Annotated in this window: 27 protein-coding genes; 13 read left to right on the forward strand and 14 right to left on the reverse strand. The window is 69.8% G+C overall.

Going from position 1 to position 26,460, the window contains the following annotated elements:
• Positions 1-301 precede the first annotated feature (301 nt).
• The 7 genes from ACGFU7_RS18530 to ACGFU7_RS18560 all read right to left on the reverse strand — a co-directional run bounded on the left by ACGFU7_RS18530 (position 302) and on the right by ACGFU7_RS18560 (position 8,332).
• Positions 302-1,912, reverse strand: a complete 1,611-nt coding sequence (locus ACGFU7_RS18530; protein ID WP_393697069.1) for a dipeptide ABC transporter ATP-binding protein — start codon at positions 1,910-1,912, stop codon at positions 302-304.
• Positions 1,909-2,898, reverse strand: a complete 990-nt coding sequence (locus ACGFU7_RS18535; protein WP_393697071.1) for an ABC transporter permease — start codon at positions 2,896-2,898, stop codon at positions 1,909-1,911. The genes ACGFU7_RS18530 and ACGFU7_RS18535 overlap by 4 nt, the downstream gene beginning before the upstream one ends.
• On the reverse strand, positions 2,895-3,878 hold the full coding sequence (locus ACGFU7_RS18540) for an ABC transporter permease (protein WP_393697073.1): 984 nt from the start codon (positions 3,876-3,878) through the stop codon (positions 2,895-2,897). The genes ACGFU7_RS18535 and ACGFU7_RS18540 overlap by 4 nt, the downstream gene beginning before the upstream one ends.
• Before the next feature lie 2 nt (positions 3,879-3,880).
• Positions 3,881-5,605, reverse strand: coding sequence for an ABC transporter substrate-binding protein (locus tag ACGFU7_RS18545; protein ID WP_393697075.1), 1,725 nt, complete (start codon positions 5,603-5,605; stop codon positions 3,881-3,883).
• A gap of 227 nt (positions 5,606-5,832) precedes the next feature.
• Complete coding sequence (locus tag ACGFU7_RS18550) at positions 5,833-5,928, reverse strand: Ms4533A family Cys-rich leader peptide (RefSeq protein WP_322110005.1); 96 nt, start codon at positions 5,926-5,928, stop codon at positions 5,833-5,835.
• A gap of 167 nt (positions 5,929-6,095) precedes the next feature.
• The gene (locus tag ACGFU7_RS18555; RefSeq protein WP_393697077.1) at positions 6,096-7,361 is read right to left on the reverse strand and encodes a DUF3152 domain-containing protein; all 1,266 of its coding nucleotides are present in this window, start codon (positions 7,359-7,361) and stop codon (positions 6,096-6,098) included.
• A gap of 8 nt (positions 7,362-7,369) precedes the next feature.
• Complete coding sequence (locus tag ACGFU7_RS18560) at positions 7,370-8,332, reverse strand: alpha/beta fold hydrolase (RefSeq protein WP_393697079.1); 963 nt, start codon at positions 8,330-8,332, stop codon at positions 7,370-7,372.
• Between the two features lie 109 nt (positions 8,333-8,441).
• On the opposite strand from ACGFU7_RS18560, the gene ACGFU7_RS18565 reads away from it, so the two are divergent.
• From ACGFU7_RS18565 to ACGFU7_RS18580, 4 genes are all read left to right on the forward strand, one after another.
• Complete coding sequence (locus ACGFU7_RS18565) at positions 8,442-8,657, forward strand: hypothetical protein (protein WP_393697081.1); 216 nt, start codon at positions 8,442-8,444, stop codon at positions 8,655-8,657.
• Between the two features lie 168 nt (positions 8,658-8,825).
• Positions 8,826-9,467: a TetR/AcrR family transcriptional regulator gene (locus ACGFU7_RS18570; protein ID WP_030915445.1), complete on the forward strand. Its 642-nt coding sequence runs from the start codon at positions 8,826-8,828 to the stop codon at positions 9,465-9,467.
• Between the two features lie 142 nt (positions 9,468-9,609).
• The gene (locus ACGFU7_RS18575; protein ID WP_392734944.1) at positions 9,610-9,837 is read left to right on the forward strand and encodes a DUF3107 domain-containing protein; all 228 of its coding nucleotides are present in this window, start codon (positions 9,610-9,612) and stop codon (positions 9,835-9,837) included.
• A 222-nt stretch (positions 9,838-10,059) separates the two neighbouring features.
• A complete protein-coding gene (locus ACGFU7_RS18580; RefSeq protein ID WP_393697083.1) occupies positions 10,060-10,329 on the forward strand; it encodes a hypothetical protein in 270 nt (89 codons plus the stop codon).
• Between the two features lie 50 nt (positions 10,330-10,379).
• On the opposite strand, the gene ACGFU7_RS18585 is transcribed toward ACGFU7_RS18580, so the two are convergent.
• The gene (locus ACGFU7_RS18585) at positions 10,380-11,114 is read right to left on the reverse strand and encodes a ferritin-like fold-containing protein (RefSeq protein WP_393697085.1); all 735 of its coding nucleotides are present in this window, start codon (positions 11,112-11,114) and stop codon (positions 10,380-10,382) included.
• Positions 11,115-11,589: 475 nt separating this feature from the next.
• Here ACGFU7_RS18585 and ACGFU7_RS18590 point away from each other — a divergent pair, with 475 nt between their 5' ends.
• Both ACGFU7_RS18590 and ACGFU7_RS18595 read left to right on the forward strand, forming a co-directional pair.
• Positions 11,590-13,446 (forward strand): DEAD/DEAH box helicase, encoded by a 1,857-nt coding sequence (locus ACGFU7_RS18590; protein WP_393697087.1) that lies wholly within the window; start codon positions 11,590-11,592, stop codon positions 13,444-13,446.
• A gap of 168 nt (positions 13,447-13,614) precedes the next feature.
• Positions 13,615-14,463: an alpha/beta fold hydrolase gene (locus ACGFU7_RS18595; protein ID WP_393697089.1), complete on the forward strand. Its 849-nt coding sequence runs from the start codon at positions 13,615-13,617 to the stop codon at positions 14,461-14,463.
• A 19-nt stretch (positions 14,464-14,482) separates the two neighbouring features.
• On the opposite strand, the gene ACGFU7_RS18600 is transcribed toward ACGFU7_RS18595, so the two are convergent.
• On the reverse strand, positions 14,483-15,370 hold the full coding sequence (locus tag ACGFU7_RS18600) for an NYN domain-containing protein (protein WP_393697091.1): 888 nt from the start codon (positions 15,368-15,370) through the stop codon (positions 14,483-14,485).
• 221 nt (positions 15,371-15,591) lie between these two features.
• Here ACGFU7_RS18600 and ACGFU7_RS18605 point away from each other — a divergent pair, with 221 nt between their 5' ends.
• Positions 15,592-15,744, forward strand: a complete 153-nt coding sequence (locus ACGFU7_RS18605; RefSeq protein ID WP_198676864.1) for a hypothetical protein — start codon at positions 15,592-15,594, stop codon at positions 15,742-15,744.
• 93 nt (positions 15,745-15,837) lie between these two features.
• Here ACGFU7_RS18605 and ACGFU7_RS18610 read toward each other — a convergent pair whose 3' ends face one another.
• The 3 genes from ACGFU7_RS18610 to ACGFU7_RS18620 all read right to left on the reverse strand — a co-directional run bounded on the left by ACGFU7_RS18610 (position 15,838) and on the right by ACGFU7_RS18620 (position 18,220).
• On the reverse strand, positions 15,838-16,443 hold the full coding sequence (locus ACGFU7_RS18610) for a MarC family protein (protein ID WP_393697093.1): 606 nt from the start codon (positions 16,441-16,443) through the stop codon (positions 15,838-15,840).
• A gap of 174 nt (positions 16,444-16,617) precedes the next feature.
• The gene (locus tag ACGFU7_RS18615) at positions 16,618-17,484 is read right to left on the reverse strand and encodes a PHP domain-containing protein (RefSeq protein ID WP_393697095.1); all 867 of its coding nucleotides are present in this window, start codon (positions 17,482-17,484) and stop codon (positions 16,618-16,620) included.
• Positions 17,485-17,581: 97 nt separating this feature from the next.
• On the reverse strand, positions 17,582-18,220 hold the full coding sequence (locus tag ACGFU7_RS18620; RefSeq protein WP_393697097.1) for a DUF6758 family protein: 639 nt from the start codon (positions 18,218-18,220) through the stop codon (positions 17,582-17,584).
• Between the two features lie 157 nt (positions 18,221-18,377).
• On the opposite strand from ACGFU7_RS18620, the gene ACGFU7_RS18625 reads away from it, so the two are divergent.
• Positions 18,378-19,610, forward strand: a complete 1,233-nt coding sequence (locus ACGFU7_RS18625; protein ID WP_393697099.1) for an MFS transporter — start codon at positions 18,378-18,380, stop codon at positions 19,608-19,610.
• A gap of 89 nt (positions 19,611-19,699) precedes the next feature.
• On the opposite strand, the gene ACGFU7_RS18630 is transcribed toward ACGFU7_RS18625, so the two are convergent.
• The gene (locus tag ACGFU7_RS18630; protein WP_393697101.1) at positions 19,700-20,284 is read right to left on the reverse strand and encodes a suppressor of fused domain protein; all 585 of its coding nucleotides are present in this window, start codon (positions 20,282-20,284) and stop codon (positions 19,700-19,702) included.
• A 408-nt stretch (positions 20,285-20,692) separates the two neighbouring features.
• On the opposite strand from ACGFU7_RS18630, the gene ACGFU7_RS18635 reads away from it, so the two are divergent.
• Positions 20,693-21,808, forward strand: coding sequence for a magnesium and cobalt transport protein CorA (locus ACGFU7_RS18635; RefSeq protein WP_393697103.1), 1,116 nt, complete (start codon positions 20,693-20,695; stop codon positions 21,806-21,808).
• Between the two features lie 12 nt (positions 21,809-21,820).
• The gene (locus ACGFU7_RS18640; protein WP_393697104.1) at positions 21,821-22,342 is read left to right on the forward strand and encodes a hypothetical protein; all 522 of its coding nucleotides are present in this window, start codon (positions 21,821-21,823) and stop codon (positions 22,340-22,342) included.
• A gap of 84 nt (positions 22,343-22,426) precedes the next feature.
• Here ACGFU7_RS18640 and ACGFU7_RS18645 read toward each other — a convergent pair whose 3' ends face one another.
• Positions 22,427-23,194, reverse strand: coding sequence for a hypothetical protein (locus tag ACGFU7_RS18645; RefSeq protein ID WP_393697106.1), 768 nt, complete (start codon positions 23,192-23,194; stop codon positions 22,427-22,429).
• A 204-nt stretch (positions 23,195-23,398) separates the two neighbouring features.
• Between ACGFU7_RS18645 and ACGFU7_RS18650 the strand changes: the two genes are divergently transcribed.
• The 3 genes from ACGFU7_RS18650 to ACGFU7_RS18660 are packed head-to-tail and all read left to right on the forward strand — an operon-like array spanning position 23,399 to position 26,398.
• Entirely contained in the window at positions 23,399-24,673 is a 1,275-nt protein-coding gene (locus tag ACGFU7_RS18650) for a magnesium transporter MgtE N-terminal domain-containing protein (RefSeq protein ID WP_393697108.1), read from the forward strand.
• Positions 24,663-25,220, forward strand: a complete 558-nt coding sequence (locus ACGFU7_RS18655) for a DUF1003 domain-containing protein (RefSeq protein ID WP_393697110.1) — start codon at positions 24,663-24,665, stop codon at positions 25,218-25,220. Before ACGFU7_RS18650 ends, ACGFU7_RS18655 begins: the two co-directional genes overlap by 11 nt.
• Before the next feature lie 44 nt (positions 25,221-25,264).
• Positions 25,265-26,398, forward strand: a complete 1,134-nt coding sequence (locus ACGFU7_RS18660) for an Mrp/NBP35 family ATP-binding protein (protein ID WP_393697112.1) — start codon at positions 25,265-25,267, stop codon at positions 26,396-26,398.
• The last annotated feature ends 62 nt before the right edge of the window (positions 26,399-26,460 follow it).

Raw genomic sequence — 26,460 nt, forward strand, 5'->3', positions numbered from 1 at the left:
CCCCCCGAACAAAAACCCACAAAAACAAAAAACGATCCCCCCACCAACCCCCAACAACCCCCACCACCCCAACCCCACCAAAAAAAAAAACACCCACCCACCCACCCCCACCACCACCCCCCCTACCGCCTTGGGGGGCGGCCGCGGTCTAACGGGCCACTCACCGGGGTACGCCCTTAAGGGTATCCGCGGGTGGGGCGCGGGTGGTTTGCCCGCCCCACCACCGAAAGGGGTGAACCGTCGTAACTTTCCCGCTCCGACAGCGTTCTGTCGCGCTATGGGAGCGATCGATCACACAGGGTCAGGCTACGGCCAGCTCCTCGCGGGCTGCGCGGCGCACCGCCGCGAGTGCCGGATCGAGCGCGGGAACGGCCGCCAGGAGCTGCTTGGTGTACGGGTCCCGGGGGGCTCCGTACACCTGGTCCACCTCGCCCTCCTCGACGATCCGGCCGCGTCGCATGACGGCGACCCGGTCGCTGACCTGCCGTACGACGGCGAGGTCGTGCGCGATGAAGACCAGGGCCAGCCCCAGCTCCCGCTGCAGCTGCGCCAGCAGGGCGGTCACCTGGGCCTGGGTCGTCACATCGAGCGCGGACACGGCCTCGTCGCAGACGATCAGTTCCGGCTCGGCGGCCAGCGCCCGTGCGATCCCGACGCGCTGGCGCTGTCCGCCGCTGAACTCGTGCGGGTAGCGGTCGTACTGCTCGGGGTCGAGCCCGACCCGCTTCAGCAGATCCCGTACCCGCGCCCGGATCACGACCTCGTCGCGCTCCCCGGACGCCCGCAGCGGGTCGGCGACCGATTCGCCGATCGAGCGGCGCGGGTTGAGGGAGGAGACGGGGTCCTGGAAGACCATCTGCACCCGGGCCCGGCGGGTGAGCCGCCCGGAGCTGGGCTCCAGCAGCCCGACGAGCATCCGCCCGAGGGTGGTCTTGCCGCTGCCGCTTTCGCCGACGATGCCGAGGGTCTCGCCGCGGCGGACGGTGAGGGAGACACCGTCGACGGCGGCGAGGGCGGACTTGCCCCGGCCGAACACCTGCCGGACGTCGACGGCTTCGACGAGCGGCTCACTCTCGACGAGTCCCTCATCGACGAATGCCGCGCCCGCTGCCGGCTTCTCGTCCGAGGCCGCCGGACGGGCCGAAATGCGCGGCACCGCCGCCAGCAGCGCCTGCGTGTACGGCTCGCGCGGCGCCATGAGCACCTCGCCCACCGGCCCCCGTTCCACCGCCCGCCCCGACTGCATCACCAGCACCTCGTCGACCGATTCCGCCGCCACGCCCACGTCATGCGTGACCAGCAGCAGTCCCATGCCCGTCTCGCGCCGCAGATTGTGCAGCAGGTCCAGGATCTGGGCCTGGACGGTGACGTCCAGGGCGGTCGTCGGCTCGTCGGCGATCAGCAGCTGGGGCTCGCAGGCCAGGGCCATCGCGATCAGTGCCCGCTGCCGCATCCCGCCGGAGAACTCGTGCGGCCTGGACCGGGAGCGCCGTACCGCGTCGGGAATCCCGACCCGGTCCAGCACCTCGACAGCCCGGGCCCGCGCCACCCGCCGGGAGGCACGGTTGTGGACCCGGTACACCTGGGCGATCTGGTCGCCCACCGCGTAGTACGGGTCCAGCGAGGAAAGCGGGTCCTGGAAGACCATCGCGGCCTTCGCGCCCCGCAGGGCGCGCAGTTCCGCGTCGTCCGCCGCGTTCACGTCCACCCCGGCGACCCGGATCGAGCCGCCGACCCTGGCTCCGGTCCCCCGGTGCAGTCCGAGCAGGGCGTACGCCGACGCGCTCTTGCCGGAGCCGGACTCACCGACGACACCGAGTGCGCCGCCGGCCTCCAGCGAGAACGAGAGCTTCTCCACCGCCCGTACGTCGCCGAACGAGATCGAGAGATCGCAGACTTCGACCAGGCTCATGCCAGCACCACCCGTCGGTCGGCCATCGCCTGCAGAATGTCCGCGACGGCATTGGCAAGGACGACGAAGAATCCGGTGACGAGCACCAGACCGACGACCACCGGAAGGTCCACGTGCTTCACGGCGTCGACCAGTTCGCGGCCGACCCCCGGAATCCCGAAGAGCGATTCGGTGAGTACGGCGCCGCCGAACATCGAGCCGATGTCCAGTGCGCCGAGCGCGATCACCGGCGCCAGCGCACCGCGCAGCGCGTGCCGCCCGACGAGCGCCCGTTCACTGACCCCGTACGCCCTGAAGGTGCGCACATGGTCCTCGGCCAGGGTCTCCAGCATCGAGGCCCGGGTCATCCGGGCGTACGGGGCAGCGGTCACCAGTGCCAGCGAGATCCAGGGCAGCAGCAGGTTCCACGCCCACTGCTCCGGGTTCTCGGTGAGGGGCACATAGTCCGGGAACGGCAGGATCTGGAGCGCCGTGACCAGGATGATGATCAGCAGCAGGCCGATGACGAAGACCGGTGTGGCCATGCCGGCCAGCGTGATCCCGGTGAGGATGCGCTCGGCCGGCCGGCCGCGCCGCCACACCGAGAGCAGTCCGGTGCCGACACCGAGCAGCATCCACAGCACGAAGGCGCCGACGGCGAGCGAGGCGGTGGCCGGGAGCTTGGCCAGGATCAGCTCGGTGACCTGCTGGTCGCTCTGGTACGAGAGCCCCAGGCAGGGGGCCTGGCAGTGCAGCACCCCGGTACCGGTCGAGTAGTCGCGGCCGACGAGGAGGCCCTGGAGGAAGTGCGCGTACTGCAGGTACAACGGGTCGCCCAGGTGCAGCTGTTCGCTGACCTGTGCCACCTGCGCGGGCGAGCAGCGCGGGCCGCAGGCGATCTGTGCGACGTTGCCGGGGGCGACGTAGAAGGCCGCGTAGACGACGATGCTGAGCGCGAGCAGCACCAGGAGCGCCCCGCCGAGGCGCCTGAGCAGGAACCACCTCATGCGTCGGCCTCCTTCTTCCGTCCGGTGCCGATCCGCAGCCGGGATTCGGCACGCGGGTCGAGTGCGGTGCGTACGCCCTCGCCGAGCACGGTCAGCGCGAGCACGGTGACGAAGAGCAGCAGGGCGGGAATCAGCAGATAGGTGGGCGCCGCCTGGTACCAGGTGTCGGCGTCGCTGAGCATCTGTCCCCAGGACGGTGTGGGCGGTTTGATGCCGACGCCGAGGAAGGACAGGGCCGCTTCGACGACGATGTCGGCCGGGAAGAGCAGCACGGCGTACGTGATGACGGGCGCGGCCAGTGCGGGCAGCAGTTCGCGCTTGGCGATCTGCCAGGAGCCCCAGCCGCTGAGCCGGGCGGCGGAGACATGGTCGAGCGATTTCAGCGCGAGCGTCTGGGCGCGCACGATCTTCGAGGTGCCGGACCAGCCGACCAGGCCGATGATCACGGCGATCAGGACCGGGCGCGGGAAGCCCGTGGGGACGATGGCGAGCGCGCCGAGCGCGATCACCATGACGGGCAGCGCGACCACGACGTCGGTGACCCGGCTGAGTGCCTGGTCGACGAAGCGGTTGCCGAGCCCTGCCGCGAGGCCGACGCCGACCCCGATGATCACCTGGAGCAGGGTGGCGGTCAGCGCGACGCCCAGCGAGACCCGTGCCCCGTAGACGACGCGTGCGAACAGGTCGCGTCCGGTGAGCGGTTCGACGCCGAGCCAGTGCTCGGCGCTGATCCCGCCGAAGGAGCCGAGCGGCACCCCGCCGGTGGCGGAGTCGACGAGATCCGGGTGGTACGTGGTGGGGTCCTGGCCCTCGATGCCCGCGAGCAGCGGTGCGGCGAGCGCGATCAGGACCAGCAGGGCGACGACCACGGCCGCCACGAGGGCCGCGCGCCGGGCGCGCAGCCGCCGCCAGAACGGATGGGCCCCGGAGGCGGGGGCCTTGACGACCCCCGCCTCCTCGGCCAGTAGAGCTTCGGCCATGGCTACTTGACCGCGACCTGCGAGATGTCGAGCACACCGGTCCAGTCGCTGATCACGACGTTCTTGATGGACTCGCCGTACAGGCGCTTGTAGACCGGGTGGAACAGCGGCACGGTCAGTGCCTGCTCACCGACCTTCTCGTCGAGCGCGCCCCAGCGCTTCGCGGCGGCGCTCAGGTCGGTCAGCTTGTTGATCTCGTCGATCTCCTTGTTGACTGCGGGGTCGTTCAGCTGGGCGGAGTTGAAGTTGTAGCCGGCCTTGACGATCTGGCGTCCGTCGAAGATCGGTGCGAAGAACGGGCCGCCGGACGGCCAGTCTGCGCCCCAGCCGCCGAGGAAGAAGCCGGGCTCGCTCTTCACGTTGTAGACCGTGTCGGAGTAGTCGTTGCTCTCCAGGCCCTGGAGCTTGACGGTGATGCCGGCCTTCTTCAGCGCCTCCTGGAGCGCGGTGGCGATCTCCGGGCTTGTGGCGAAGTCCTTCTCGTTGGAGTGCGTGAGGGTGACGGTCAGCCCCTTGGGGTAGCCGGCCTCCTTCAGCAGTTCCTTGGCTTTGGCCGCGTTGCCGGACTTCCCGGCCGGGAAGTGGTCGTACGGGGTGTAGCCGAACGACTTCTGGTCGGGGAGGAAGGTGGTGGCGGCCTCGGCGAGCGAGGAGCCGCCGGCCGCGTTGACCACGGAGGAGCGGTCGACGGCGTACGAGATCGCCTGGCGCACCTTCGGGTTGTCGAACGGCTTCACCTTCGGGTTGAAGGCGATGTAGTTGGTGTAGCCGAAGTGGCCGGTGCCGACGCGGGCGGCGAGCTTCTTGTCGCCGGTGACCTTGGCGAGCTCGGCCGGGCCCAGGTTGGTGTCGGTGGTGACGGCGGCCGCGTCGGCGCCCTGCGATGCGGAGAGGCGCTGGTTGATGACGGCGGAGTCGAGCCCGGAGCGCACGTCGATCCGGTCGGGGTAGGCCTTGCGCTCCTCGTCGGTCGCGGCCGACCAGTGCGGGTTGCGCTCCAGGATGAGGCGCTCGCCGTCACCCTCGTTCTTGACGACCTTGTACGGCCCCGAGGAGATCGGGTGCTCCTCGTACTTGGTGCCCTTGTCCTTGGCCTTCGGCACCGGGGTCGTCTGGGTCTGCGTGGCCAGGAAGGGGAATTCACCCTCCGGCTTGTTGAGGTGGAAGACGATCGTCTTCGCGTCGGGCGTCTCGATCGAGTCGAGGCCCTTCTTGTCCTTGTACGGGCCCTGGTAGTCGGCCCCGCCGATCAGCCAGTCGCGCAGGTAGGGTGCGCCGCCGGAGAGCTCGGCGGCGAAGGAGCGCTCGATGCCGTACTTGATGTCGGCACTCGTGATCGCGGTGCCGTCCTCGTACTTCAGGCCGTCCTTGAGGGTGTACGTCCACACGGTGGCGTTCTTGCTGGGCGTACCCAGGTCGGTCGCCAGGTCGGGGACGACCTTCGCGCCGGCCGCGCCGTCCTCCCGGTTGCGGGTGGTGAGCGTACGGAAGACGAGGGACGGGACGTTGCCGCCGCCGGAGGTGTAGAGCCGCGCGGGGTCGAAGTCCTCCTGCGGCTTGCTGTTGAGGACGGTGAGCGTGCCGCCCTTCTTGGGCGTGCCCGCTGCGCCGGAGTTGCCGTCGCTGTCCTTGCTGTCCTGGGGCCCGCAGGCCGCGGCACCCGCAGCCACGGCGAGTACTGCGGCGGCCGCTGCCACGCGGCGCGATATGACGGACGGTTGACGCATCGGAAGGTGACCTCTCGGAGTACTGCCTGAAGAAAAGGACGGAGGGAATTTCCGTGCAGGCAGCAACGAGAGCGAGTGCACACAACCGGTCGGTCGGTGGAAAAGATGACCGGAACACTGAAACTGTCGCGCCTGCGGACGGGGTACGACCGGGCGCGGCAGTCATGCATGGTCGTCCGGCCCTGTTCAGGGCTCGGACAGTGGGCCGACGCGCGCTCGGACAGGCGTCAGCAACAGTGGATGTCGGCGACGCTGTGCCCGGTCACGCCGATGAGCGCCAGCTCTATGGCGGCGCGTTCGGGGGTGACGGGGCTGCGTGACATGCCGAGAAATATGGATCACCGTCCAGGGGATGTCAACGCGGATTGAGACGGTGATCTCAGTATGCGGACGCCCTGAGGGTGTGGACGCCCGGTCCGGCAGCTGACGGCGGAGTCCGGCTCGATCGACGAGACGGCCCGGCATACCTCCCGGTCCGCCCCTTTTCGGTTCAACTGCTCGGATAGACCCAGGCGTTGGGCCGGCACTTGACCCCGTCGATGTCCAGGGACTTGGTCTGCTGCTGCATCACCGGAGCGAGGGCTCCCGGCGTGCGGCAACTCACATGGTTGTGACCCAGCCGGTGGCCGACCTCATGGTTGATCAGCATCTGGCGGTAGGCGAAGAGTCTGTCCGGGCCGAACGTCGACGACCCCTGCGCCCAGCGGTAGGCGTTGATCATCACGCGTTCGGTCGCCGCGGAGTCGCACGAGACGTTGTCCTCGGTCGTGTCCAGGCTCGACTTCCGGCACCATTCCCCGGTGGTCCCGGGACTGGCCAGGGTGATCACGAAATCGGGGTCGCCGGAGGAGATCCGCTCGAACGTCATGGCGCCGTCGTGCGCCCAGCTGCGGTCGTCGTTGAGCGTTTCCTGGACGGCCCGGGCAAAGAGCGAGGCGTCGAGGCCGAGGCCCTTCTCGACATCGATCCGGTAGCGGTACTTGTGGCCCCTGCCCGGAGCCTTCGCCGCTCCCGGGACCGCCTCGAACTTCCCGGAACCGTGGAGTTTCGGGGAGAGCGGATAGGCCTTGGCCATCTTCTCGGCGTACGAGAGGGGCTTGGCCTGCGCCACCTTCGGCGTCGGCCGGTCGTCCGAGCGGGAGGCGCCGTCGGTGCCGTCCCGGTCGACACCCGCGGGCTGCGCGGCGCTGGTCCGGCCGCCGTCGTGGGCGACCTGCCCGGCGACGACCACCGCGAGCACGGTGGTCACAGCGGCGGCCGCGATACCGGTGAAGGTGCGGCCCTTGGCACCCTTGCCGTCCTTGGCGGGCGTCGGGGCTTCGGCGTCGCCGCCCGGCAGCTGCTCGTCCCACTCGCCGACCGAGCTGTACGGATCGGCCGGCGGGGCCGGCGGGGCGGAGGGCCCACGGGGTGCGGGGAGTGCGGGCGGCGTGTCGAACGCCTCGACGAACTCGCGCCGCGGTCCCGGTACCAGCGGCCGGGTACCGACCTGCTGTTGGCGCTGGGACACTGCCTGCTGCGGCCCGGTCCCCCAGCCGCCGCCGGGTTCACGCTGTTCGGGGTGGCCGCCGCGGACGTGGCCGGTCTGCCGGAACGGGGTGTGCCCGTCCGCACCGGCCGGTGTGTCGGCCGACCTCCGGCGCCGCCCGTTGCCGGGCCCCGGGCGGTTGTTCTCGCGATCGCCGCCCACATTCGCGAGGGCGGCCTCGGTATCGGACCCCTTGGGTTTGGGGCCCTTTCGACTATGTCGTCCCACGCCCCGGATCAGCTCCCGCCGCGTTCGTCGAGCAGTTCCCGAAACGCCTGGGCGACCGCCTCCGGGTATTCCATCATCGCCACGTGCCCCGCGTGGGGCAGTGTCAGCAGCCGCGAATCGCGGAAGGCCGCGGACGCCCTGCGCGCCATCCGGTACGAGACCAGTTGGTCCCGTCCGCCGTACACGAGCTGGGTCGGTGCGAGCACCCGCTCGGCCTGGCGCCACAGTCCGTGCTGCCCGCCCAGCGTGTACGCATCGACGATGCCACGTGCCGAGCGCGCCATCGCGTCCCAGAAGTACGGCAGCTCCAGCCGACGCTCCATTTCGGCCACCGCTTCACGGAAGCCCGACTCGGAGACGCGCGCCGGATCGCCGTAACAGAGTGCCATGACGCCACGCGTGCGCTCTTCCGCGCTCCAGTCCCTGGTCATCCGGGCGAACAGCGTTGCGACGCCCGGAACGGCGAGCAGTCCGGTCGGTACGGCGGGCCACTGCACCCGGATCTCGGGAAGCGCGGGGGAGATGAGGGTGAGGGTGCGCACCAGGTCGGGGCGGACCGCGGCGACCCGGGTGGCCACGGCGCCGCCGAGTGAATTGCCGAACAGATGGACGGGCCCGCGCTCCTGCGCGTCGAGGAACCGGATCACGGCGCGGGCATGCCCGGTGACCGAGTAGTTGCCGTCGTCCGGCGGCGGCGAGTCGCCGAAACCGGGCAGGTCGACCGCCTCGCCGTCCACCAGATCCTGGAGCAGCGGCATCATCGCCGACCAGTTCTGCGAGGAGCCACCGAGCCCGTGCACATAAAGTGCGGGCGGCAGCCCGGTCCGCTCCGGCGGCCGGGATCGGACGGTCAGCGTCAGTCCGGGCAGTGCGACGGAGCGCAGCTCCTCGCCCTCCGCGACCCTGACGGTGCTCACCGTGGGGGCCACCGCGGTGGCGGCGCGGACTCCCGGCAGCTCGGTCGAAGACATGCGGCAATGTTACGAGACGATCACACCGCGGTTCATGTGTTCGCGGTCACACACCGCATAGCGGCTTGCAGGGGTAGCTCCTAGGCTCGAAGCAAGGAAGGGAGTCACCATGACGGTCGACCCCAGTGACCCGGAGACCTTCGAGGACATCCAGCCGGACGAACCGGACCAGGAGACGCCCCGGGCGGACGCCGCCGAGCAGCAGGCCGATCTCCAGCAGCGGCAGGACGAACCGCTCACGGACATCGACCGGGACAGTGCCAATGAGGCGGATGCGGCGGAACAGGCTCGTGTTGTCCCACAGGATGAAGACGATTACCGCTAGTACGCACCACTTTGCCCCATCAGCCGGCGAATCTGTGGCTACCGCAGCCGTCCGGTCCGTGAAATTCTGCGTCCGCGCCGCGCACACCCGGGTTACTCAAAAGTACGATGGCTGTACGGCGCAGCGTGTACGAAAAGGCTGTGTCCGATCACAAATTTGGGAGGCGGCGTGACAGCCATCGAGCAGACCGAGGCGGCGCGCCCGCGGGGCACTCGACTGCCCCGCCGCGCCCGACGCAACCAGCTGCTGGGCGCCGCGCAGGAAGTATTCGTGGCGCAGGGATACCACTCCGCCGCGATGGACGACATCGCTGAGCGGGCCGGGGTCAGCAAGCCGGTGCTCTATCAGCACTTCCCGGGCAAGCTGGAGCTCTATCTGGCCCTGCTCGACCAGCACTGCGAGTCGCTGCTCCAGGCGGTCCGTACGGCGCTGGCTTCGACGACCGACAACAAGCTGCGCGTCGCCGCGACGATGGACGCGTACTTCGCGTACGTCGAGGACGAGGGCGGCGCCTTCCGGCTGGTCTTCGAGTCGGACCTGACCAACGAGCCCGCGGTGCGCGAGCGCGTCGACCGGGTCTCGCTGCAGTGCGCGGAGGCCATCTCCGACGTCATCGCCGGTGACACGGGACTGTCCAAGGACGAGTCCATGCTGCTCGCGGTCGGCCTGGGCGGTGTCTCCCAGGTGGTCGCCCGTTACTGGCTCTCCAGCCAGTCCGCCATTCCGCGGGACACGGCGGTGCAGCTGCTCACTTCGCTGGCCTGGCGGGGCATCGCGGGCTTCCCGCTGCACGGCATCGATCAGCACTGACGGAAGCCGCCGGGTGCGGCCGGCGCCCGTGTTCGCTGCGGGCGTTGCCCACCGACCGCCGGCGGCTCCCCTCAGCGGGCTAATGTGTGCTGCGTACGGCGCGGTTCACCGCGCATGGACTGACCGTCGGAGGGACATAGCCGTGGAGGTCAAGATCGGGGTGCAGCACACGCCCCGGGAGATCGTTCTGGAGAGCGGGCTTTCCGCCGAAGAGGTCGAGAGCGCGGTCGCCGAGGCTCTCGCCGGTAAGGCGCAGCTGCTCAGCCTCACGGACGAGAAGGGCCGCAAGGTCCTGGTGCCGGCCGACCGGATCGCGTACGTGGAGATCGGCGAGCCCAGCACGCGCCGCGTGGGGTTCGGCGCACTGTAGGCAGCACGCTCGACGTAGTGACCGAGGCAGCGGCCCGGTGGGAATCCCCCGCCGGGCCGCTTTCCGTTCCGGCCCGTTTTTCGGTCCGCGTTTGCGTCCGTGTGTGCGTCGGCCGGGCGATTCCTGTGCGAACCCGGTCCGAGGAGGGTTGCGTTCCGCAACCCTCGGGTAGTACCGCTAACGACCGATTTACCCGCCCCGCAACCCGCGAGGTGATCATCTGTGATCTTGGAATTCCTCGGCTCCGTCGTGCTCGGACTCGCCCTCGCCTGGGTGGCGCTCCACTCGCTGCCGCACCGGCTCCCGTCCCGCCTTGCCGTCTTCTCCACCGGCGCTCTGGGAGCTCTGTTCGGCGCGTTCCTCATGCACTCGGTGCTGGGCCCGGACCACGTCGTGGCCACGCTGATCGGCGCGGTGCTGGTCGGGGCCGTGACGCTCTCGCTGCTGGTCCGCCCCCGCAGCCACCGTCTGAGCCGATCAGCGGCGGCCTGAAACCGCCCGGCACCCGTGGGAACGGACGCCGGACGGCCCCGGTGAACCGGTTACGCGGCCAGCCCGAGCGCGGCCATCCGCTTGGTGTGCGCCTCGGTGATCCGCGAGAACATCCGCCCGACCTCCGCCAGGTCGAACCCGTCCGCCACACCCCCGACGAGCATCGTCGACAGCGCGTCGCGGTCGGCCACCACCCGCTGGGCCTGCGAGAGCGCCTCGCCCATCAGCCGGCGCGCCCACAGCGCGAGCCGCCCGCCGACCCGCGGGTCGGCCTCGATCGCGGCACGCACCTTCTCGACGGCGAAGTTGCCGTGCCCCGTGTCGTCGAGCACGGCGAGGACGAGGGAGCGGGTGTCCGAGTCGAGCCGGGCGGCGACCTCGCGGTAGAAGTCACTGGCGATCGAATCGCCGACGTACGCCTTGACCAGGCCCTCCAGCCAGTCCGACGGCGCGGTCTGGCGGTGGAAGTCGTCGAGCGCCTTGGCGAACGGCTCCATCGCGCCCGTCGGCTCCACCTCGATCGCGGTCAGCCGGTCCGTCAGCCGCTCGAAGTGATGGAATTCGGCGGAGGCCATCTTTGCCAGCTCCGCCTTGTCGGCCAGCGTCGGCGCGAGTTTGGCGTCCTCGGCGAGCCGCTCGAAGGCCGCCAGCTCTCCGTACGCAAGTGCTCCCAGCAGGTCCACGACCGCTGCTCGGTACTGCGGCTCCACGGATGCGGTGGCCCAGTCCTGGGCGGCGATTCCGGTGCGCACGGGGGCTTCATTGGCGTTGTCAGGCGTCTCCATGAAGCGCAGAATAGCCCGCCCGACGGGGGACGGAAGGGCCTGGTCAGCCAGTGACATCACACCGTTCCGATGAATTCGCCCAACACACATGCGCGAATCCGGGGTACAGTGGTATTGCGTCTACTGAGTATTTTGGCAGTACCGGTGGCGCGAAATTGAATGAGGATGCCCGGTCGGTGGCCCGATCGGCTCCGACCCGACAGCCCTCCACGCGGGGCGTACGCCACGTACGACCGCAGATGAGGGGCCCCCTCAGCGGCACGAGCGCTCGAGCGACGGCAGTGGTCCCGCGCCACCCGGCCCATCCACGGCCGGATGACCAACCCCGGCACGGTACGACCCCCAGCGTTCGCCTCGGACCGCGTCTCACAGAAGAGGCAGCACCCTGACTACGTTCCGAGACCTCGGGATTCTTCCCGAGACGGCCGAGGCCCTTGAGGCCGTCGGCATTGTGTCCCCGTTCCCCATCCAGGAGATGACGCTCCCCGTCGCGCTCTCCGGCTCCGATGTCATCGGCCAGGCCAAGACCGGCACCGGCAAGACCCTCGGTTTCGGTCTGCCGCTGCTGGAGCGCGTCACCGTTCCCGCGGACGTCGAGGCGGGCCGGGCCGGGCCCGAGCAGCTGACCGAGGCGCCGCAGGCGCTGGTCGTCGTCCCCACCCGCGAGCTCTGCCAGCAGGTCACCAACGACCTGCTGACCGCCGGCAAGGTGCGTAACGTCCGCGTTCTCGCGATCTACGGCGGCCGTGCGTACGAACCGCAGGTCGAGGCCCTGAAGAAGGGCGTCGATGTGATCGTCGGCACCCCGGGCCGACTGCTCGACCTGGCCGGACAGCGCAAGCTCGACCTTTCGCACGTCCGCGCGCTCGTGCTCGACGAGGCCGACGAGATGCTCGACCTGGGCTTCCTGCCCGACGTCGAGAAGATCATCACCATGCTTCCGCCGAAGCGCCAGACGATGCTGTTCTCGGCGACCATGCCGGGCGCCGTCATCGGCCTCGCGCGGCGCTACATGTCGCAGCCGACGCACATCCGCGCCACCTCGCCCGACGATGAGGGCGCGACCGTCGCGAACACCTCGCAGCACGTCTTCCGGGCCCACTCGATGGACAAGCCCGAGATGGTCTCGCGCATCCTGCAGGCCAACGGCCGCGGACTCGCGATGATCTTCTGCCGTACGAAGCGGACGGCCGCCGACATCGCCGAGCAGCTGGAGAAGCGCGGTTTCGCGTCCGGCGCGGTCCACGGCGACCTCGGCCAGGGCGCCCGTGAGCAGGCGCTGCGCGCGTTCCGCAACGGCAAGGTGGACGTGCTCGTCTGTACCGATGTCGCGGCCCGCGGTATCGATGTCGAAGGCGTCACGCACGTCATCAACTACCAGTCGCCGGAGGACGAGAAGACGTACCTCCACCGCATCGGCCGGACCGGCCGTGCCGGTGCCAAGGGCATCGCGGTCACGCTGGTCGACTGGGACGACATCCCGCGCTGGCAGCTGATCAACAAGGCGCTGGACCTGAAGTTCCCCGACCCGGTCGAGACGTACTCCACGTCGCCGCACCTCTTCGAGGAGCTCGACATCCCGGCCGGCACCAAGGGTGTGCTGCCGCGCACCGAGCGGACCCGTGCGGGTCTGCGGGCCGAGGAGATCGAGGACCTCGGCGAGACGGGCGGCCGCGGCCGCAAGTCCTCCGCCGCGTCTTCGGCGCCCGCCGTCCGTGAGGAGCGTGCGCCGCGTACGCCGCGTCAGCGTCGTCGTACGCGGGGCGGCTCCACGGTCGAGGAGACCGCCACCACCGCCGCCACGGTGCCGGCCCCGTCCACCGAGGTGGCCGAGGCCCCGGCGGAGCCGCGTACGCCGCGCCGCCGTCGCCGTACCCGCGTCGGTGCCCCCGACGTCGCAGCCGAGGCCGCTGTGAGCACGGTGGAGGCTCCGGCCGCCGCCGTCGCCGTCGCGACGAAGACCGAGGTCGAGGCCGAGTCCGCGACCGAGGCCAAGCCGCGCCGCCGCCGCACCCGGGCCGTCGTGAAGCCGGCCGCGGACGAGGTCGACTTCCAGATCGCGCCCATCGCCGAGCCGGTGCCCGAGGCGAAGACGGTGACCAAGCCGCGTCGCCGTGCCCGCGTCATCAAGCCGGCCGAGGACGAGGTCGACTTCCAGATCGCGCCGATCTCCGAGCCCAGCCCGGAGACCAAGCCGCGTCGCCGCACCCGTGCGGCCGCCAAGCCGAAGACGGAGGCTGTGGCCCAGGCCCCGGTCGCCGAGGGCGAGGGCGAGGCGAAGCCGCGTCGCCGGCGGGCGCCGCGGGCGGCTGCCGCCAAGGCCGAGGGCTGAGCGCGCAGCGCTGGTTGACCCGGGGCTCTGCCCCGGACCCCGCTCCTCAATCGCCGGAGGAGCTCGAATGTGCCGGACCGGCCTGATTGGCCGGAGGGCTTGATTCAGCCGGACGGGCTTGAGGACAACCTCAAGCCCGTCCGGCGTTCCACGGCATAACCTCGTCCCATGAGTCGGCCGCCCACCTTCACCCCGCCCCCCTGCGCCCACGCCCGCCAGCTCCGTACCGCGCGCGGGGACTTCGCCGTGCTGGACGCCTCGCCGCCCACCGCGTCGCGCGGCACCGCCCTCCTGCTGCCCGGTTACACAGGCAGTAAAGAGGACTTCATCGCACTCCTCGAACCGCTCTCCACCGCCGGGTACCGGACCGTCGCCGTGGACGGTCGCGGGCAGTACGAAACCGAGGGGACGGACCGTCAGGAGACGTACGCACAGGGAGAGTTGGCTCATGATGTGCTCGCACAGGCGGCTGCGCTCCGCGCCGGCGGCGAGGACACCGTCCATCTCCTCGGACACTCGCTCGGCGGGCAGATCGCCCGCGCGGCCGTGCTGCTGGACGCCTCGCCGTTCCGTTCGCTGACCCTCATGTCGTCCGGACCCGCCCAGGTCACCGAGGCCCAGCAGCTCAAGGTGAAGATGCTCAGCGACGCGCTCGCGACGCTGAGCATGGCCGAGGTGTGGGAGGCGATGCGCGTCCTCGACCCGCCCGAGGACGCGGCGACGGACGGCGAAGCGCTGCGCGGGCGCTGGCTGCGCCACCAGCCCGCCCAGCTGATCGCCACCGGCCGTCAGCTGGCGACCGAGCCGGACCGGGTGGCCGAACTCACCGCCGTACAGCTGCCCCTCCATGTGCTCTCCGGCGAGCGCGACGACACCTGGCCGGTGCCGCTGCTCGACGAAATGGCCCAGCGGCTGGGCGCGCGCCGCACCCGGATCGCGGGCGCCGAGCACTCCCCCAACACGGACCGCCCGGAGCAGACGGCGGCCGCGCTCGTCGCCTTCTGGGACAGTCTGTAGGCCGACGGCCGTCGGAACGTCAGTACTGCGCCTGCAGGTGCTGCCAGAAGCCGTCACGCAGCGCCCGCCGCAGATGCGCGTGGCCGCGCAGCGAGTGCTGCAGCAGTCGTTCGGCCTCGACCAGCAGGTCCTGGTCCACGGAGCCCGGCAGGTACGGGTGTCCGGGGAGCAGATCGGCGAGGGACTCGCGGCCCCGGGCGGCCAGCCAGGCCGCGGCGATCTGCGCGCCGACGAAGCGGACGTCCTCGCGCGAGGGCGCGGGGGTGTCGTCCTCGTAGGTGGTGACGGGGCGTCTGGTGACGTACGGGCGGCAGAAGTCCAGGTCGAAGGTGCGCTGGCTGTCGACCTCCCAGAGCAGCGGTTCGGCCTGGTTGCGCCCCTCTCCCGCCTCGATGCCCCACAGATGCACCCGGGCCCCGTACCCCTGCGCCGCCTCGACCGCGGACACCAGGTCCTCGTCGCCGCCGACCAGCGCCGCGTCGCTGATGGCGCGGTGCCGGGCGAGCGATTCGAGGTCGGTGCGGATGAGTGAGTCGACGCCCTTCTGCTGGTTGTTGGCGTTGAGGTTGCCGAGCCTGACCTTGACGTCGGGGAGTTCGGCGATGGACTGCTGCTCGACGGTGTGGATGCGTCGCCTGGCTCCGTCGTACCAGTACACGCGCAGCAGTCTGCTGTCCGCGAAGATCGTGCGGGCCTTGTCGATGAAGGCCTCGATGATCCCTTCCGCGTCGAGGTCGAAGGAGCGGCGGTCCTCGGTGCCGGTGACGAGCAGTCCGGCCGCGGCGTACACATAGCCCGCGTCCACGAAGATCGCGTGGGTCGAGGGGGTCTTCGACACCTCGGCGAGCACACGCTGGAGCAGCTCGTTGGTGCGGTCCAGGCGCTCGCGGATATCTGCCTCGTTCATTCGGGCCTCGTCGTGGACCTCGTCGCCGGATCCTGCTCGGTGACCTGCTGATACTTAGACATCCAAAAAATTTCCTTAGCGTAGGGAATGTTTGCAGGAGGCAAGTCGTTGTACCCCTCGTGGAGCGCAAGACATCGGTGTCGAGCGCTCTCATCCTTGCGGACGGGTCGCCCGTCCTCCCAGTAGTTCTCCAGCAGGAGGATCAGACGAAGGGAAGCCTTATGCGCTTCGAGATCATGCGACTCGACGATGTCGACGGTACCGCCGTGGACAGCACCGTCGTGGACGCCGCCTCCGTCAACCGGATCGTGCAGCAGGCCGCAGCCATAGGCCAGCGCATCTATATCCGCCCGGCCGAAAGCTCGGCTTCGTAACGCATAACGACGTTCAAAGACGAAGCGCCCCCGCACGGAAGGTCCGTACGGGGGCGCTGTGGTGTCGCGAGCACCGTCAGGAGTCGAGCGCCGTCAGGAGTTCTGGATGACCTGGGTGACCCCGTTGATGATCTGCTGTACGGCGATGGCGGAGAGCATCATTCCGGCAAGCCTGGTCACCAGCACGACGCCGCCGTCCTTGATGACCCGGATGATCAGCAGCGAGTAGCGCATGGTCAGCCAGAGCACGATGTGCATGGCGATGATCGCCGACCAGACCGATATCTGGCTTCCCACACTGTCGGCGTGCTGCACCGCAAGGATCACCGACACGATCGCACCGGGTCCGGCGAGCAGTGGCATGCCCAGCGGTACGAGCGCCACATTGACATCCTTGGTCTGCGTCGGCTCGTCGGTCTTGCCGGTCAGCAGATCGAGCGCGATCAGCAGCAGGAGCAGTCCGCCCGCGATCATCAGGGCAGGTACGGAGACATGCAGATAGTCGAGGATCTGCTGGCCGAGGACACCGAAGACGGCGATCACACCGAAGGCGACGGCCACCGCCTGGAGCGCCATCCTGCGCTGCATCCTGGCGGGGCGGCCCGCGGTGAGGGCGAGAAAGATCGGGGTGATCCCCGGGGGATCCATAATCACAAAAAGCGTGAGAAAAAGGGATCCGAAGACAGCGACGTCGAACACAGTGAGCCTTGCGAGAAGAGAGCGAAAAACGGCCTGAAGGAGCGCACCCCGAGGCCATGACGGTGGCCGGGTGCGCGGAAGTGGAACGTGGAGGTGGGGGCGAGCGACGGTACACGTCCGGCCGCAGGGCGGGGCGGCGCGGGGCTTCACGCCCCGGCGATGACGCGTGCGTCGTTACGCGGGGCGGGGTCCACCGGCGCCCGGCACCGGGAAGGCTCCCGTGGCGCGCCGGGTGATCTCGCCGTAGATCTCGGGGTCGGTTGTGTACTCGCCGAGTCCGACGGTCTTGCGGCTGCCGTGGTAGTCGCTGGACCCGGTCGCCAGCAGCCCGAGCTCCCGGGCGAGCCCGCGCAGCCTGGCCCTGGTCGGCTCGTCGTGGTCCATGTGGTCGACCTCGATGCCGTCGAGGCCTGCGGCGGCGAGCTGTGCGATCGACGACTCGGGCACCACCTCGCCGCGCTTGACGGCGAGCGGGTGGGCGAAGACGGTGACGCCACCGGCGGCCTTGACCAGCCGGATCGCGTCGAAGGGGTCGAGTTCGTGCTTCTCTGCGTACGCGCGTCCGCCGTTCGCGAGCCATTCGGGCGTGAAGGCGTCGGAGACGGTCTCGACCACACCGAGCTCGACGAGCGCGGTGGCGATGTGCGGCCTGCCGACCGATCCGTCCCCGGCGATCCTCGCGACCTGCTCCCACTCGATCGGAACGCCGAGCGCCTGGAGCTTGCCCACCATGGTCCGGGCGCGCGGCACCCGGTCGTCCCGTACCAGCTCGCGTTCGCGGGCCAGCTCGGGCTCGTCGGGGTCGAAGAGGTACGCCAGCATGTGCAGGCCCACGCCGTCGATCCGGCAGGAGAGCTCGGCGCCGGTGACGAGGGTGAGACCCTCCGGAAGGGCGGCGATCGCCTCGGCGTGGCCGCGCACGGTGTCGTGGTCGGTGAGGGCGACGATGTCGAGGCCCGCGGCGGCGGCATTGCGCACCAGCCCGGCGGGGGTGTCCGTACCGTCCGACGCGGTGGAGTGGGTGTGCAGGTCGATGCGCACGACGCGTACTCCAGTGCTCAGGGCGGGACGAAGGGGACGTCCAAGGATAACCGGCATTCGAGGGGTGCCCGGCCGGGCGCCGAGGGTTCGGCAGGCCCTAGCTGAGCAGGCGCGGGGTGAGCGCCCCGCACGGCACGAGGTCCATCTCTCCCCCGGCCTCGCGCAGATCGGCGAGGACCAGCTCGTCGTACATCAGGAGCCCCGACTGCTCGGGCCAGACGATCGCCCAGAGCCAGAGCCCGCGTGCCTCGCCCGCGAAGACCGCCCGGTCCTCGGGGGCCCCCTTGACGTTCCAGAGCGGGGTGGGGCGGCCGGCGGCGAGCATCTTGACATCCGGCGGACCGTCGACGTTCAGATACGGGCCGGGGTCGAGGCCGTCGATCCCGGCGTAGCGCGCTCCGAGTCCGACACCGAGCTCCTCGGTGACGAGCAGCAGCTCGCCGATACCGCCGATGGGACCGGGGCCGGAGCAGGCGACGACGGTGGCGCGGCCGCCACTGCGGTCGTCACCCGCGCTCGCCACACCGGTGAACAGCCAGCCCACCGGCAGCGGCCAGGGCATCCACACCGGGACCTGAGCGCGCTGCACCACCACACCCAGCGCTTCGACGCTGGGCGGGATGACCGGCTGCAGCGGCTGCACGCTGCCGTGCACTGCGCACTGCCAGGTGTCGGCGAAGAGACCGGGCGCCCTGACCCGGCCTCCGCACTTCGGGCAACTGGGTTCGCCCCTCATAGCGACCAACGGTCCTCCAGGACCGTCGCTGCGTCAAGGATGATCACCCGTCCGCAGCGTGGCTCCCATCAGCGGAATTAGATGTAACTTGCATTCATTAGTTCCTCTAACTTATTCTGTGCATAACGCAACGGTCTAGTGGAGAGCGAGAAGTCCCATGCAAGGAGAGGATCCGTTCGATCAGGGAGCGGGCAGCATCCTGCGCCAGCCGAAGGCCGTCTGGGCCACGGCGGGCGCCTCTGTTGTCGCGTTCATGGGAATCGGCCTGGTGGACCCGATTCTCCCGTCCATCGCCAAGGGCCTGGAGGCGACGCCGAGCCAGGTGTCGCTGCTCTTCACCTCGTACTTCCTGATCACCGCCGTGGCCATGCTCGTCACCGGCTTCGTCTCCAGCCGGATCGGTGGCCGCAAGACGCTGCTGACCGGCCTCGCGCTCGTCGTCGTCTTCGCCGCGCTCTCCGGCACCTCGTCGTCCGTCGCCGAACTCGTCGGCTTCCGGGCCGGCTGGGGTCTTGGCAACGCGCTCTTCGTATCGACCGCACTCGCCGTGATCGTCGGTGCGGCGGCCGGCGGCAGCTCGGCGGCGATCCTGCTCTACGAGTCGGCGCTCGGCCTCGGCATGGCCTGCGGACCGCTGGTCGGCGCCCTGCTCGGCGACGCCAGCTGGCGCTACCCGTTCTTCGGCACGGCCGCACTGATGGCGATCGGCTTCATCTGCATCACGGCGTTCCTGAAGGAACAGCCCAAGCCGGCCAAGAAGACCTCGCTGCTCGACCCGATCAAGGCGCTCGGCCACGGCGGCCTGGCCTCCGTCGCCACCTCGGCGTTCTTCTACAACTACGCGTTCTTCACGATCCTGGCGTTCACACCGTTCGTGCTGAACATGACGCCGTACAAGTCGGGCGCGGTCTTCTTCGCCTGGGGCCTGCTGCTCGCGGTCTTCTCGGTGCTCGTCGCCCCGCGGCTGCAGAAGCGCTTCGGCTCGCTGAAGGTGCTCGGCGCCTCGCTGGTGCTGCTCGCCGTCGACCTCGTGATCCTGGGATACGGCAACCACACCGCCGCCATCGTCTGCACGATCGTCTCCGGCGCCTTCATCGGCATGAACAACACCGTCTACACGGAGCTGGCGCTCGGTGTGTCGAACGCGCCTCGCCCGGTGGCGAGCGCGGGTTACAACTTCGTCCGCTGGTTCGCCGCGGCCGCCGCCCCGTACCTCGCCCCGAAGATCGAGGAGTGGAGCAACATCCACATCCCGTTCGTGGTCGCCGCGATCGCGGCTGTCGTCGGTGCGGTCGTCGTCTGGATCCGGCGTACGGCACTGACCCACGAGGCGGAGGAACTGGAGCCGAAGCACGCCACCGAGGACGGCGTCACGGTCTTCGCCAACTGACCACGACGCAAACCCGGTTCTGCCCCGCCCGCGGCTCCCCCTCCTGGCTGCGCGGCGGGGCTTCCCGTATGCCCGGCATGATGTGCGTCTCAGTCCAGCGTCACGGAACCACGCAGCGGATCACGCAGATCCGTTCCGTGCGAGAGCCACCGCTCCTGGAGCTCCTGCGCGCCCCTGACCCGCTTCCACGCGGCCTCGTTGTGCGTCATCGGCAGCAGCGGCAGGAACCGCACCGGCTCCATCGGCTCGTCCAGCTCCAGATCCTCCACAAGCCCGCCCGACTCGGCGACCAGTACGGAGCTGAACGGCGCCCCGGGCCACAGCGGTTCACCGACGTCCAGCGAGGCCCCGGGCGCCACGATCAGCCCCTCGACCTGCGGGGTGGCGGCCAGCACGGCCAGCAGGCGCAGCACCTTGTCGGTGTCGGCCAGTCCGGCGCGCACGGAGAGGACCAGCTCGGCGCGCGGGCCCTTCACCGGGTCCGCGAGAGCGGCGGTCGGGTCGGCCATCGGCTGTGCGGACATGCCGAGCGTGGCGTAGCGCACCACGTCGCCGTCGACGAAGCGGAGCACCTCGATGCGGTCCGTCCCGAGAAACGTCACTGCGGCGCGCGCGTCCGGTTCACCGAGGGCCGTCAGCAGCCGGGCCTCGACCAGAGCAAGAATTTCTCCCATCCCGCGAGCATAGGACGCGTATGGAACGGGCAAAGTAAAGGATTGGCCCTCAGTCGGCTGATAGTCTTGGCCGCTGGTCGGGACAGCACGCAGAAGCGTCGCTCTCAGTTCCGACGACACGTCATCCCCCACGGGGGACCGGCTGGAGGAGGTGGGGCTGCAATGGATCGAAGTCGATCGTGCAGTACCGATCGCTCTTCCGCCCGACACCTTTCTTCGGTGATCTGAAGCCTTCTCGCTCAAGGCCCGGGGCATTGCGCACGACGGAAGAGCACTCCTTTTTGCCTGTCTGTAGCGAACGCCGTCATCGTGCCGCCGCGGTGCCGCCCGCTTTGCGGACGTGAGCACACGTCCCCATTCCGGGCTGTTCCACGCGCCCGACGACGGCCCTCCGTGAAGGAGCCAGCCATGTCGATGATTCGTGACCTGCGCGCCGCCGTGCGCCCGTCCCTGCGCAAGACCAACGTCCTGCACAGCAATTACGACACCACCCGTGACCCGTCCGCCTCCAGCGCGGTCGTCGACTGCGCGGTCTACCGCGACGGACGGCGCGTGGAGAGCGGCACCTGCCGCACGCCGCACGAGGCGATGCTCCAGGTGCGCGAGGAGGGCGGCTTCGCCTGGATCGGCCTGCACGAGCCGACCGAGGAGGAATTCGCCGGTATCGCCCGGGAGTTCGGCCTCCACCCGCTCGCCGTCGAGGACGCCGTCCACGCCCACCAGCGGCCGAAGCTGGAGCGGTACGACGACACGCTGTTCACCGTCTTCAAGACCATCCACTACGTCGAGCACGCCGAGCTCACCGCGACCAGCGAGGTCGTCGAGACCGGCGAGGTGATGTGCTTCACCGGCCGGGACTTCGTCATCACCGTCCGGCACGGCGGCCACGGCTCGCTGCGCGCGCTGCGTCACCGGTTGCAGGACGACCCCGAGCTGCTCGCCAAAGGGCCCTCCGCGGTTCTGCACTCCATCGCCGACCATGTCGTCGACGGCTACATCGCGGTGGCGGGCGCCGTCCAGGACGACATCGACGAGGTGGAGATCGAGGTCTTCTCCACCCCCGCGAAGGGCAGCCCGCGCGGCTCGGACGCGGGCCGGATCTACCAGCTCAAGCGTGAGGTCCTGGAGTTCAAACGGGCCGTGTCGCCGCTGCTGCGGCCGATGCAGCTGCTGAGCGAGCGGCCGATGCGGCTGATCGACCCCGACATCCAGAAGTACTTCCGGGACGTCGCCGACCACCTGGCGCGAGTGCACGAAGAGGTCATCGGCTTCGACGAACTGCTGAACTCGATCCTCCAGGCCAACCTGGCGCAGGCGACCGTCGCGCAGAACGAGGACATGCGCAAGATCACGTCCTGGGCGGCCATCATCGCCGTACCGACGATGATCTGCGGCGTCTACGGGATGAACTTCAAGCACATGCCGGAGCTGGGCTGGAGGTACGGCTACCCGATGGTGCTGGGCGTCATCGGGGTGGTCTGCTTCTCCATCCACCGCACACTCAAGCGCAACGGCTGGCTCTAATAGAGTTCAGGCATGACTGCTGCTGCCGCTGACGTGCCGCTGGGCCGGGCTCTCGTCGAGGAGGCCACCAAGAAGTCCGGCCTCATCTGGGTGCGGGGCACCGGGCCCGCGCGGGCGCTGTGGCACGTATGGCACGAGGGTGCGGTGCATCTGGTCGGCGACGGCCCCGGCGAGCAGCCGTTCCCGGCCGGTCTCACCGACGGGTCCGCCGCCGAGGTGACCGTGCGCAGCAAGGACAAGGGCGGCCGGCTGGTTACCTGGACGGCCGCCGTGACGGAGCTCGCGCCGCACTCCGAGGAGTGGGAGGCCGCGGTCGCCGAGCTCAAGGGCAAGCGGCTGAACGCACCGGACGCCGAACAGATGACCGAGCGGTGGGCGCGCGAGTGCCGGGTACTGCGGCTGACACCCGGCGAATTCCGTACGGAGCTGCCGGACGGCTCGCTGGCCGCGGCGCCCCTGCCGACGCCCGCGACCACACGGCAGCCGGTGCCGGCCGGGCTGCCGAGGCTGCTGAAGCGGGGACGCAAGGGCTGAGCGGGGCAGGGCCTGTCCGCCCTTGACCCGCCGGGCCGGGCCTCCCTCCTGGGCCGCGGGACGCGTACCGCGCGGCCCGCTCTCTCAGGAGGACGTCTTGGGCAGCTGCCGCCCGTAGTCGACCGTGTCGCCCTTCGCCGGGGCCTCCAGCGTGAAGTCCTTGCCCCAGTCCGACAGCGTCACGATCCCGCCGCCGCCGCCGCGCGCGAAACGCAGCGGATACGGCGTGCCCTCCAGTGAGACATCGAGCATGCCGCCCTCGCCCTTGCCGCCCATGATCTGAACGGTCCGGTTCGCTCCGACCTTGTCCCGGTCGCCCTTGTTGAGGGTGCCGTGCAGGGTGAGCAACCCGTCGAGCAGGACCTTCTTGTCCGTGAAGCCGCGCAGCTGCTTGTACGTGGGGTCGCCCTCGGGCACCTTCACATACTTGTCCTGGAGCTTGTCCGCGGCCGCCCCGCCCGCGTCACTGTCGGCGCCGGACTTCTCGTCGTGACTCCAGAACCCGGAGTCCGCCTTCAGATAGAGCTCGTCACCGATCCGCAGCAGCTCGAAGGTGCTGTTCTTCGAGACGACGGAGCCGGTGCCGCCCTTCTCCCTGAGCTGCATATTGAGCTTGTACGTGCCACCCTTGCTGACCAGCGTCCCGGCGAGGCGCACCGCGTCGGCGGAGTCCGCGGCGGTCTGCGCCTTCTTCTCGATCTCCGTGGCGGCGAGCTTGCCGACGCCGTTGGTCCCCTTGTCCGGATCCTCGCCCCCACACGCCGTGAGGGCGGCGGTCAGCCCCGCGCAGAGCACAACGGCGAGGACGGTCCGACGGCGTCGGGCCCGGACGGGCGGAACGGAAGAGGTCACGGGCGCACTGCCTCTCATCTGCGGGGCGGGGGGTGGCAGACGGCAGCGTACCTGTGCCGTTCACCCCTTCCGGCAGAGAGCCGTACGGACGGATCCACCGGGGCAGCCCGGAGCGGTACGGGCTAGCCTGATTCCGTCATAACGGTTAATTAGCTGTCAAACGGACCGGACAGAGAAGTCGTACACGGAAGAAGGAGGCGCACCATGGCGGCAGGCGCCCCCCGGGTCTTCGTCTCGCACCTCGCCGGCGTCCCGGTCTTCGACCCCAACGGCGATCAGGTGGGCCGCGTCCGCGACCTGGTCGCGATGCTGCGGGTCGGCGGCCGGCCGCCCCGGCTGCTCGGCCTGGTCGTCGAGGTGCTCAGCCGCCGCCGGATCTTCCTCCCGATGACCCGGGTGACGGGGATCGAGTCCGGTCAGGTCATCACCACCGGTGTGCTCAACATGCGGCGCTTCGAGCAGCGGCCCACCGAACGCCTGGTGCTCGGCGAGTTCCTCGACCGCCGCGTCCGTCTCGTGGAGACGGGCGAGGACGTCACGATCCTCGATGTCGCCATTCAGCAGCTCCCGGCCCGCCGCGACTGGGAGATCGTCAAGTACTTCGTACGCAAGGGCAAGGGCGGGGCGCTGCGGCGCAAGGGCGAGACCCTGACGGTCGAATGGTCGGCGGTCAGCGGATTCTCGCTGGAGGAGGACGGGCAGGGCACCGAGTCCCTGGTCGCCACGTTCGAGCAGCTGCGCCCGACCGATGTGGCCAACGTGCTGCATCATCTGTCGCCGAAGCGACGGGCCGAGGTCGCCGCCGCGCTGGACGACGACCGGCTCGCCGACGTCCTGGAGGAGCTGCCCGAGGACGACCAGGTGGAGATCATCGGCAAGCTCCAGGAGGAGCGCGCCGCCGATGTCCTGGAGGCCATGGACCCGGACGACGCGGCCGACCTGCTGTCCGAACTCCCCGAGGAGGAGAAGGAGCGGCTGCTGACTCTGATGCGTCCGGACGACGCGGCGGATGTGCGGCGCCTCATGTCGTACGAGGAACGGACCGCGGGCGGTCTGATGACCACCGAGCCGATCATTCTGCGGCCGGACGCGACGGTCGCCGACGCGCTCGCGCGGGTCCGGCAGGCGGACCTGTCCCCGGCGCTCGCCGCCCAGGTGTACGTGTGCCGCTCGCCGGACGAGACGCCGACCGGCAAGTACCTGGGCACCGTGCACTTCCAGCGGCTGCTGCGGGATCCGCCGTACGCCCTGGTCAGCTCGATCGTCGACAGCGATCTCGTCCCCCTCACGCCGGACACTCCGCTGTCGACCGTGACGAGTTATCTGGCCGCGTACAACCTGGTCTCGGTGCCGGTCGTGGACGAGAGCGGATCGCTGCTCGGTGCGGTGACCGTCGACGACGTGCTCGACCACCTGCTGCCCGAGGACTGGCGGGAGACCGACTTCCACGGTGAGGAGGAGGCCACCCGTGGCCGGTGAGGACCGCGCGAAGGGGGCGCCCGCGGGTGCCTCGGGCATCGCGCGCCCGCCCCGTTCCCGGCTGGACCAGCCGAAGGACCCGCGACGGCGGCTGCTGCCCGATTACGACCCCGAGGCGTTCGGCCGGTTCTCCGAGCGGATCGCCCGCTTCCTGGGCACCGGACGCTTCATCGTCTGGATGACGCTGGTCATCATCGTCTGGGTGCTGTGGAACATCTTCGCGCCCCCGATGTGGCGGTTCGACGAGTACCCGTTCATCTTCCTGACGCTGATGCTGTCGCTCCAGGCCTCGTACGCGGCCCCGCTGATCCTGCTCGCGCAGAACCGGCAGGACGACCGCGACCGGGTCACCCACGAGCAGGACCGCAAGCAGGGCGAGCGCTCCATCGCGGACACCGAGTACCTCACCCGGGAGATCGCGGCACTTCGGATGGGGCTAGGCGAGGTCGCCACCCGCGACTGGATCCGCTCCGAACTGGAAGACCTCGTGAGGGACCTGGACGACCGGCGTGCCCTGTTCCCGGCCGAGAGTGACGAAGACCGCTGACTGGGCTACTCGCGCGTAGCAGCAGGCGCCGTAACATCGTCGGTATGGCTACGGAAGACACGGTGCTTGAGGCACTGGCGACAGTGAACGACCCGGAGATCCACCGCCCGATCACCGAACTCGGCATGGTGAAGTCGGTCGAGATCGATGCTGACGGTGTGGTCGCTGTCACGGTCTATCTCACGGTCTCAGGCTGCCCGATGCGCGAGACGATCACCAAGAACGTGACGGACGCGGTCGCCCGCGTCGAGGGCGTCTCGCGGGTCGACGTCACGCTCGACGTGATGAGCGACGAACAGCGCAAGGAACTCGCGACCTCGCTGCGCGGCGGCACGGCGGAGCGCGAGGTGCCGTTCGCCAAGCCCGGCTCGCTGACCCGGGTCTACGCGGTCGCGTCCGGCAAGGGCGGCGTCGGCAAGTCGTCGGTCACGGTGAACCTGGCGGCCGCGATGGCGGCCGACGGCCTCAAGGTCGGCGTCGTGGACGCGGACATCTACGGGCACAGCGTGCCGCGGATGCTCGGCGCGGACGGCAAGCCGACCCAGGTCGAGAACATGATCATGCCGCCGTCGGCGCACGGCGTGAAGGTCATCTCCATCGGCATGTTCACCCCGGGCAACGCCCCGGTGGTGTGGCGCGGACCGATGCTGCACCGGGCACTCCAGCAGTTCCTCGCCGATGTGTACTGGGGCGACCTGGACGTCCTGCTGCTCGACTTGCCGCCGGGCACCGGTGACATCGCGATCTCGGTGGCGCAGCTGGTGCCGAACGCGGAGATCCTGGTCGTCACGACCCCGCAGCAGGCGGCGGCCGAGGTGGCCGAGCGGGCCGGTTCGATCGCCGTGCAGACCCACCAGAAGATCGTCGGTGTCGTCGAGAACATGTCGGGCCTGCCGTGCCCGCACTGCGACGAGATGGTCGATGTGTTCGGTACCGGCGGTGGCCAGAAGGTCGCCGAGGGCCTGACGAAGACGGTCGGCGCGGAGGTGCCGGTGCTCGGCTCCATCCCGATCGACGTACGGCTGCGCGAGGGCGGCGACGAGGGCAAGCCGGTCGTCCTGTCCGACCCCGACTCCCCGGCCGGCAAGGCGCTCCGCACCATCGCGGACAAGCTGGGGGGCCGTCAGCGTGGCCTGTCGGGCATGTCCCTGGGAATCACCCCGCGCAACAAGTTCTGAGGCGGGCCGGATTGTCCTCAATCGCCGGACGGGCTCGAAAATCGAGCCCGTCCGGCAAGACC

Source organism: Streptomyces sp. NPDC048473 (genome assembly GCF_043200155.1).
In the GTDB taxonomy this organism is placed as follows: domain Bacteria; phylum Actinomycetota; class Actinomycetes; order Streptomycetales; family Streptomycetaceae; genus Streptomyces.

What these genes read in the sequence shown, in the direction of transcription:
- ACGFU7_RS18600 (WP_393697091.1), bottom strand. Translation starts at nt 15,370, where the DNA reads ATGAACGAGGCAGATATCCGCGAGCGCCTGGACCGCACCAACGAGCTG.
- ACGFU7_RS18545 (WP_393697075.1), bottom strand. Translation starts at nt 5,605, where the DNA reads ATGCGTCAACCGTCCGTCATATCGCGCCGCGTGGCAGCGGCCGCCGCA.
- ACGFU7_RS18660 (WP_393697112.1), top strand. Translation starts at nt 25,265, where the DNA reads ATGGCTACGGAAGACACGGTGCTTGAGGCACTGGCGACAGTGAACGAC.
- ACGFU7_RS18635 (WP_393697103.1), top strand. Translation starts at nt 20,693, where the DNA reads ATGTCGATGATTCGTGACCTGCGCGCCGCCGTGCGCCCGTCCCTGCGC.
- ACGFU7_RS18565 (WP_393697081.1), top strand. Translation starts at nt 8,442, where the DNA reads ATGACGGTCGACCCCAGTGACCCGGAGACCTTCGAGGACATCCAGCCG.
- ACGFU7_RS18540 (WP_393697073.1), bottom strand. Translation starts at nt 3,878, where the DNA reads ATGGCCGAAGCTCTACTGGCCGAGGAGGCGGGGGTCGTCAAGGCCCCC.
- ACGFU7_RS18530 (WP_393697069.1), bottom strand. Translation starts at nt 1,912, where the DNA reads ATGAGCCTGGTCGAAGTCTGCGATCTCTCGATCTCGTTCGGCGACGTA.
- ACGFU7_RS18630 (WP_393697101.1), bottom strand. Translation starts at nt 20,284, where the DNA reads ATGGGAGAAATTCTTGCTCTGGTCGAGGCCCGGCTGCTGACGGCCCTC.
- ACGFU7_RS18640 (WP_393697104.1), top strand. Translation starts at nt 21,821, where the DNA reads ATGACTGCTGCTGCCGCTGACGTGCCGCTGGGCCGGGCTCTCGTCGAG.
- ACGFU7_RS18605 (WP_198676864.1), top strand. Translation starts at nt 15,592, where the DNA reads ATGCGCTTCGAGATCATGCGACTCGACGATGTCGACGGTACCGCCGTG.
- ACGFU7_RS18585 (WP_393697085.1), bottom strand. Translation starts at nt 11,114, where the DNA reads ATGGAGACGCCTGACAACGCCAATGAAGCCCCCGTGCGCACCGGAATC.
- ACGFU7_RS18550 (WP_322110005.1), bottom strand. Translation starts at nt 5,928, where the DNA reads ATGTCACGCAGCCCCGTCACCCCCGAACGCGCCGCCATAGAGCTGGCG.
- ACGFU7_RS18620 (WP_393697097.1), bottom strand. Translation starts at nt 18,220, where the DNA reads ATGAGGGGCGAACCCAGTTGCCCGAAGTGCGGAGGCCGGGTCAGGGCG.
- ACGFU7_RS18590 (WP_393697087.1), top strand. Translation starts at nt 11,590, where the DNA reads ATGACGCTCCCCGTCGCGCTCTCCGGCTCCGATGTCATCGGCCAGGCC.
- ACGFU7_RS18595 (WP_393697089.1), top strand. Translation starts at nt 13,615, where the DNA reads ATGAGTCGGCCGCCCACCTTCACCCCGCCCCCCTGCGCCCACGCCCGC.
- ACGFU7_RS18535 (WP_393697071.1), bottom strand. Translation starts at nt 2,898, where the DNA reads ATGAGGTGGTTCCTGCTCAGGCGCCTCGGCGGGGCGCTCCTGGTGCTG.
- ACGFU7_RS18560 (WP_393697079.1), bottom strand. Translation starts at nt 8,332, where the DNA reads ATGTCTTCGACCGAGCTGCCGGGAGTCCGCGCCGCCACCGCGGTGGCC.
- ACGFU7_RS18625 (WP_393697099.1), top strand. Translation starts at nt 18,378, where the DNA reads ATGCAAGGAGAGGATCCGTTCGATCAGGGAGCGGGCAGCATCCTGCGC.
- ACGFU7_RS18650 (WP_393697108.1), top strand. Translation starts at nt 23,399, where the DNA reads ATGGCGGCAGGCGCCCCCCGGGTCTTCGTCTCGCACCTCGCCGGCGTC.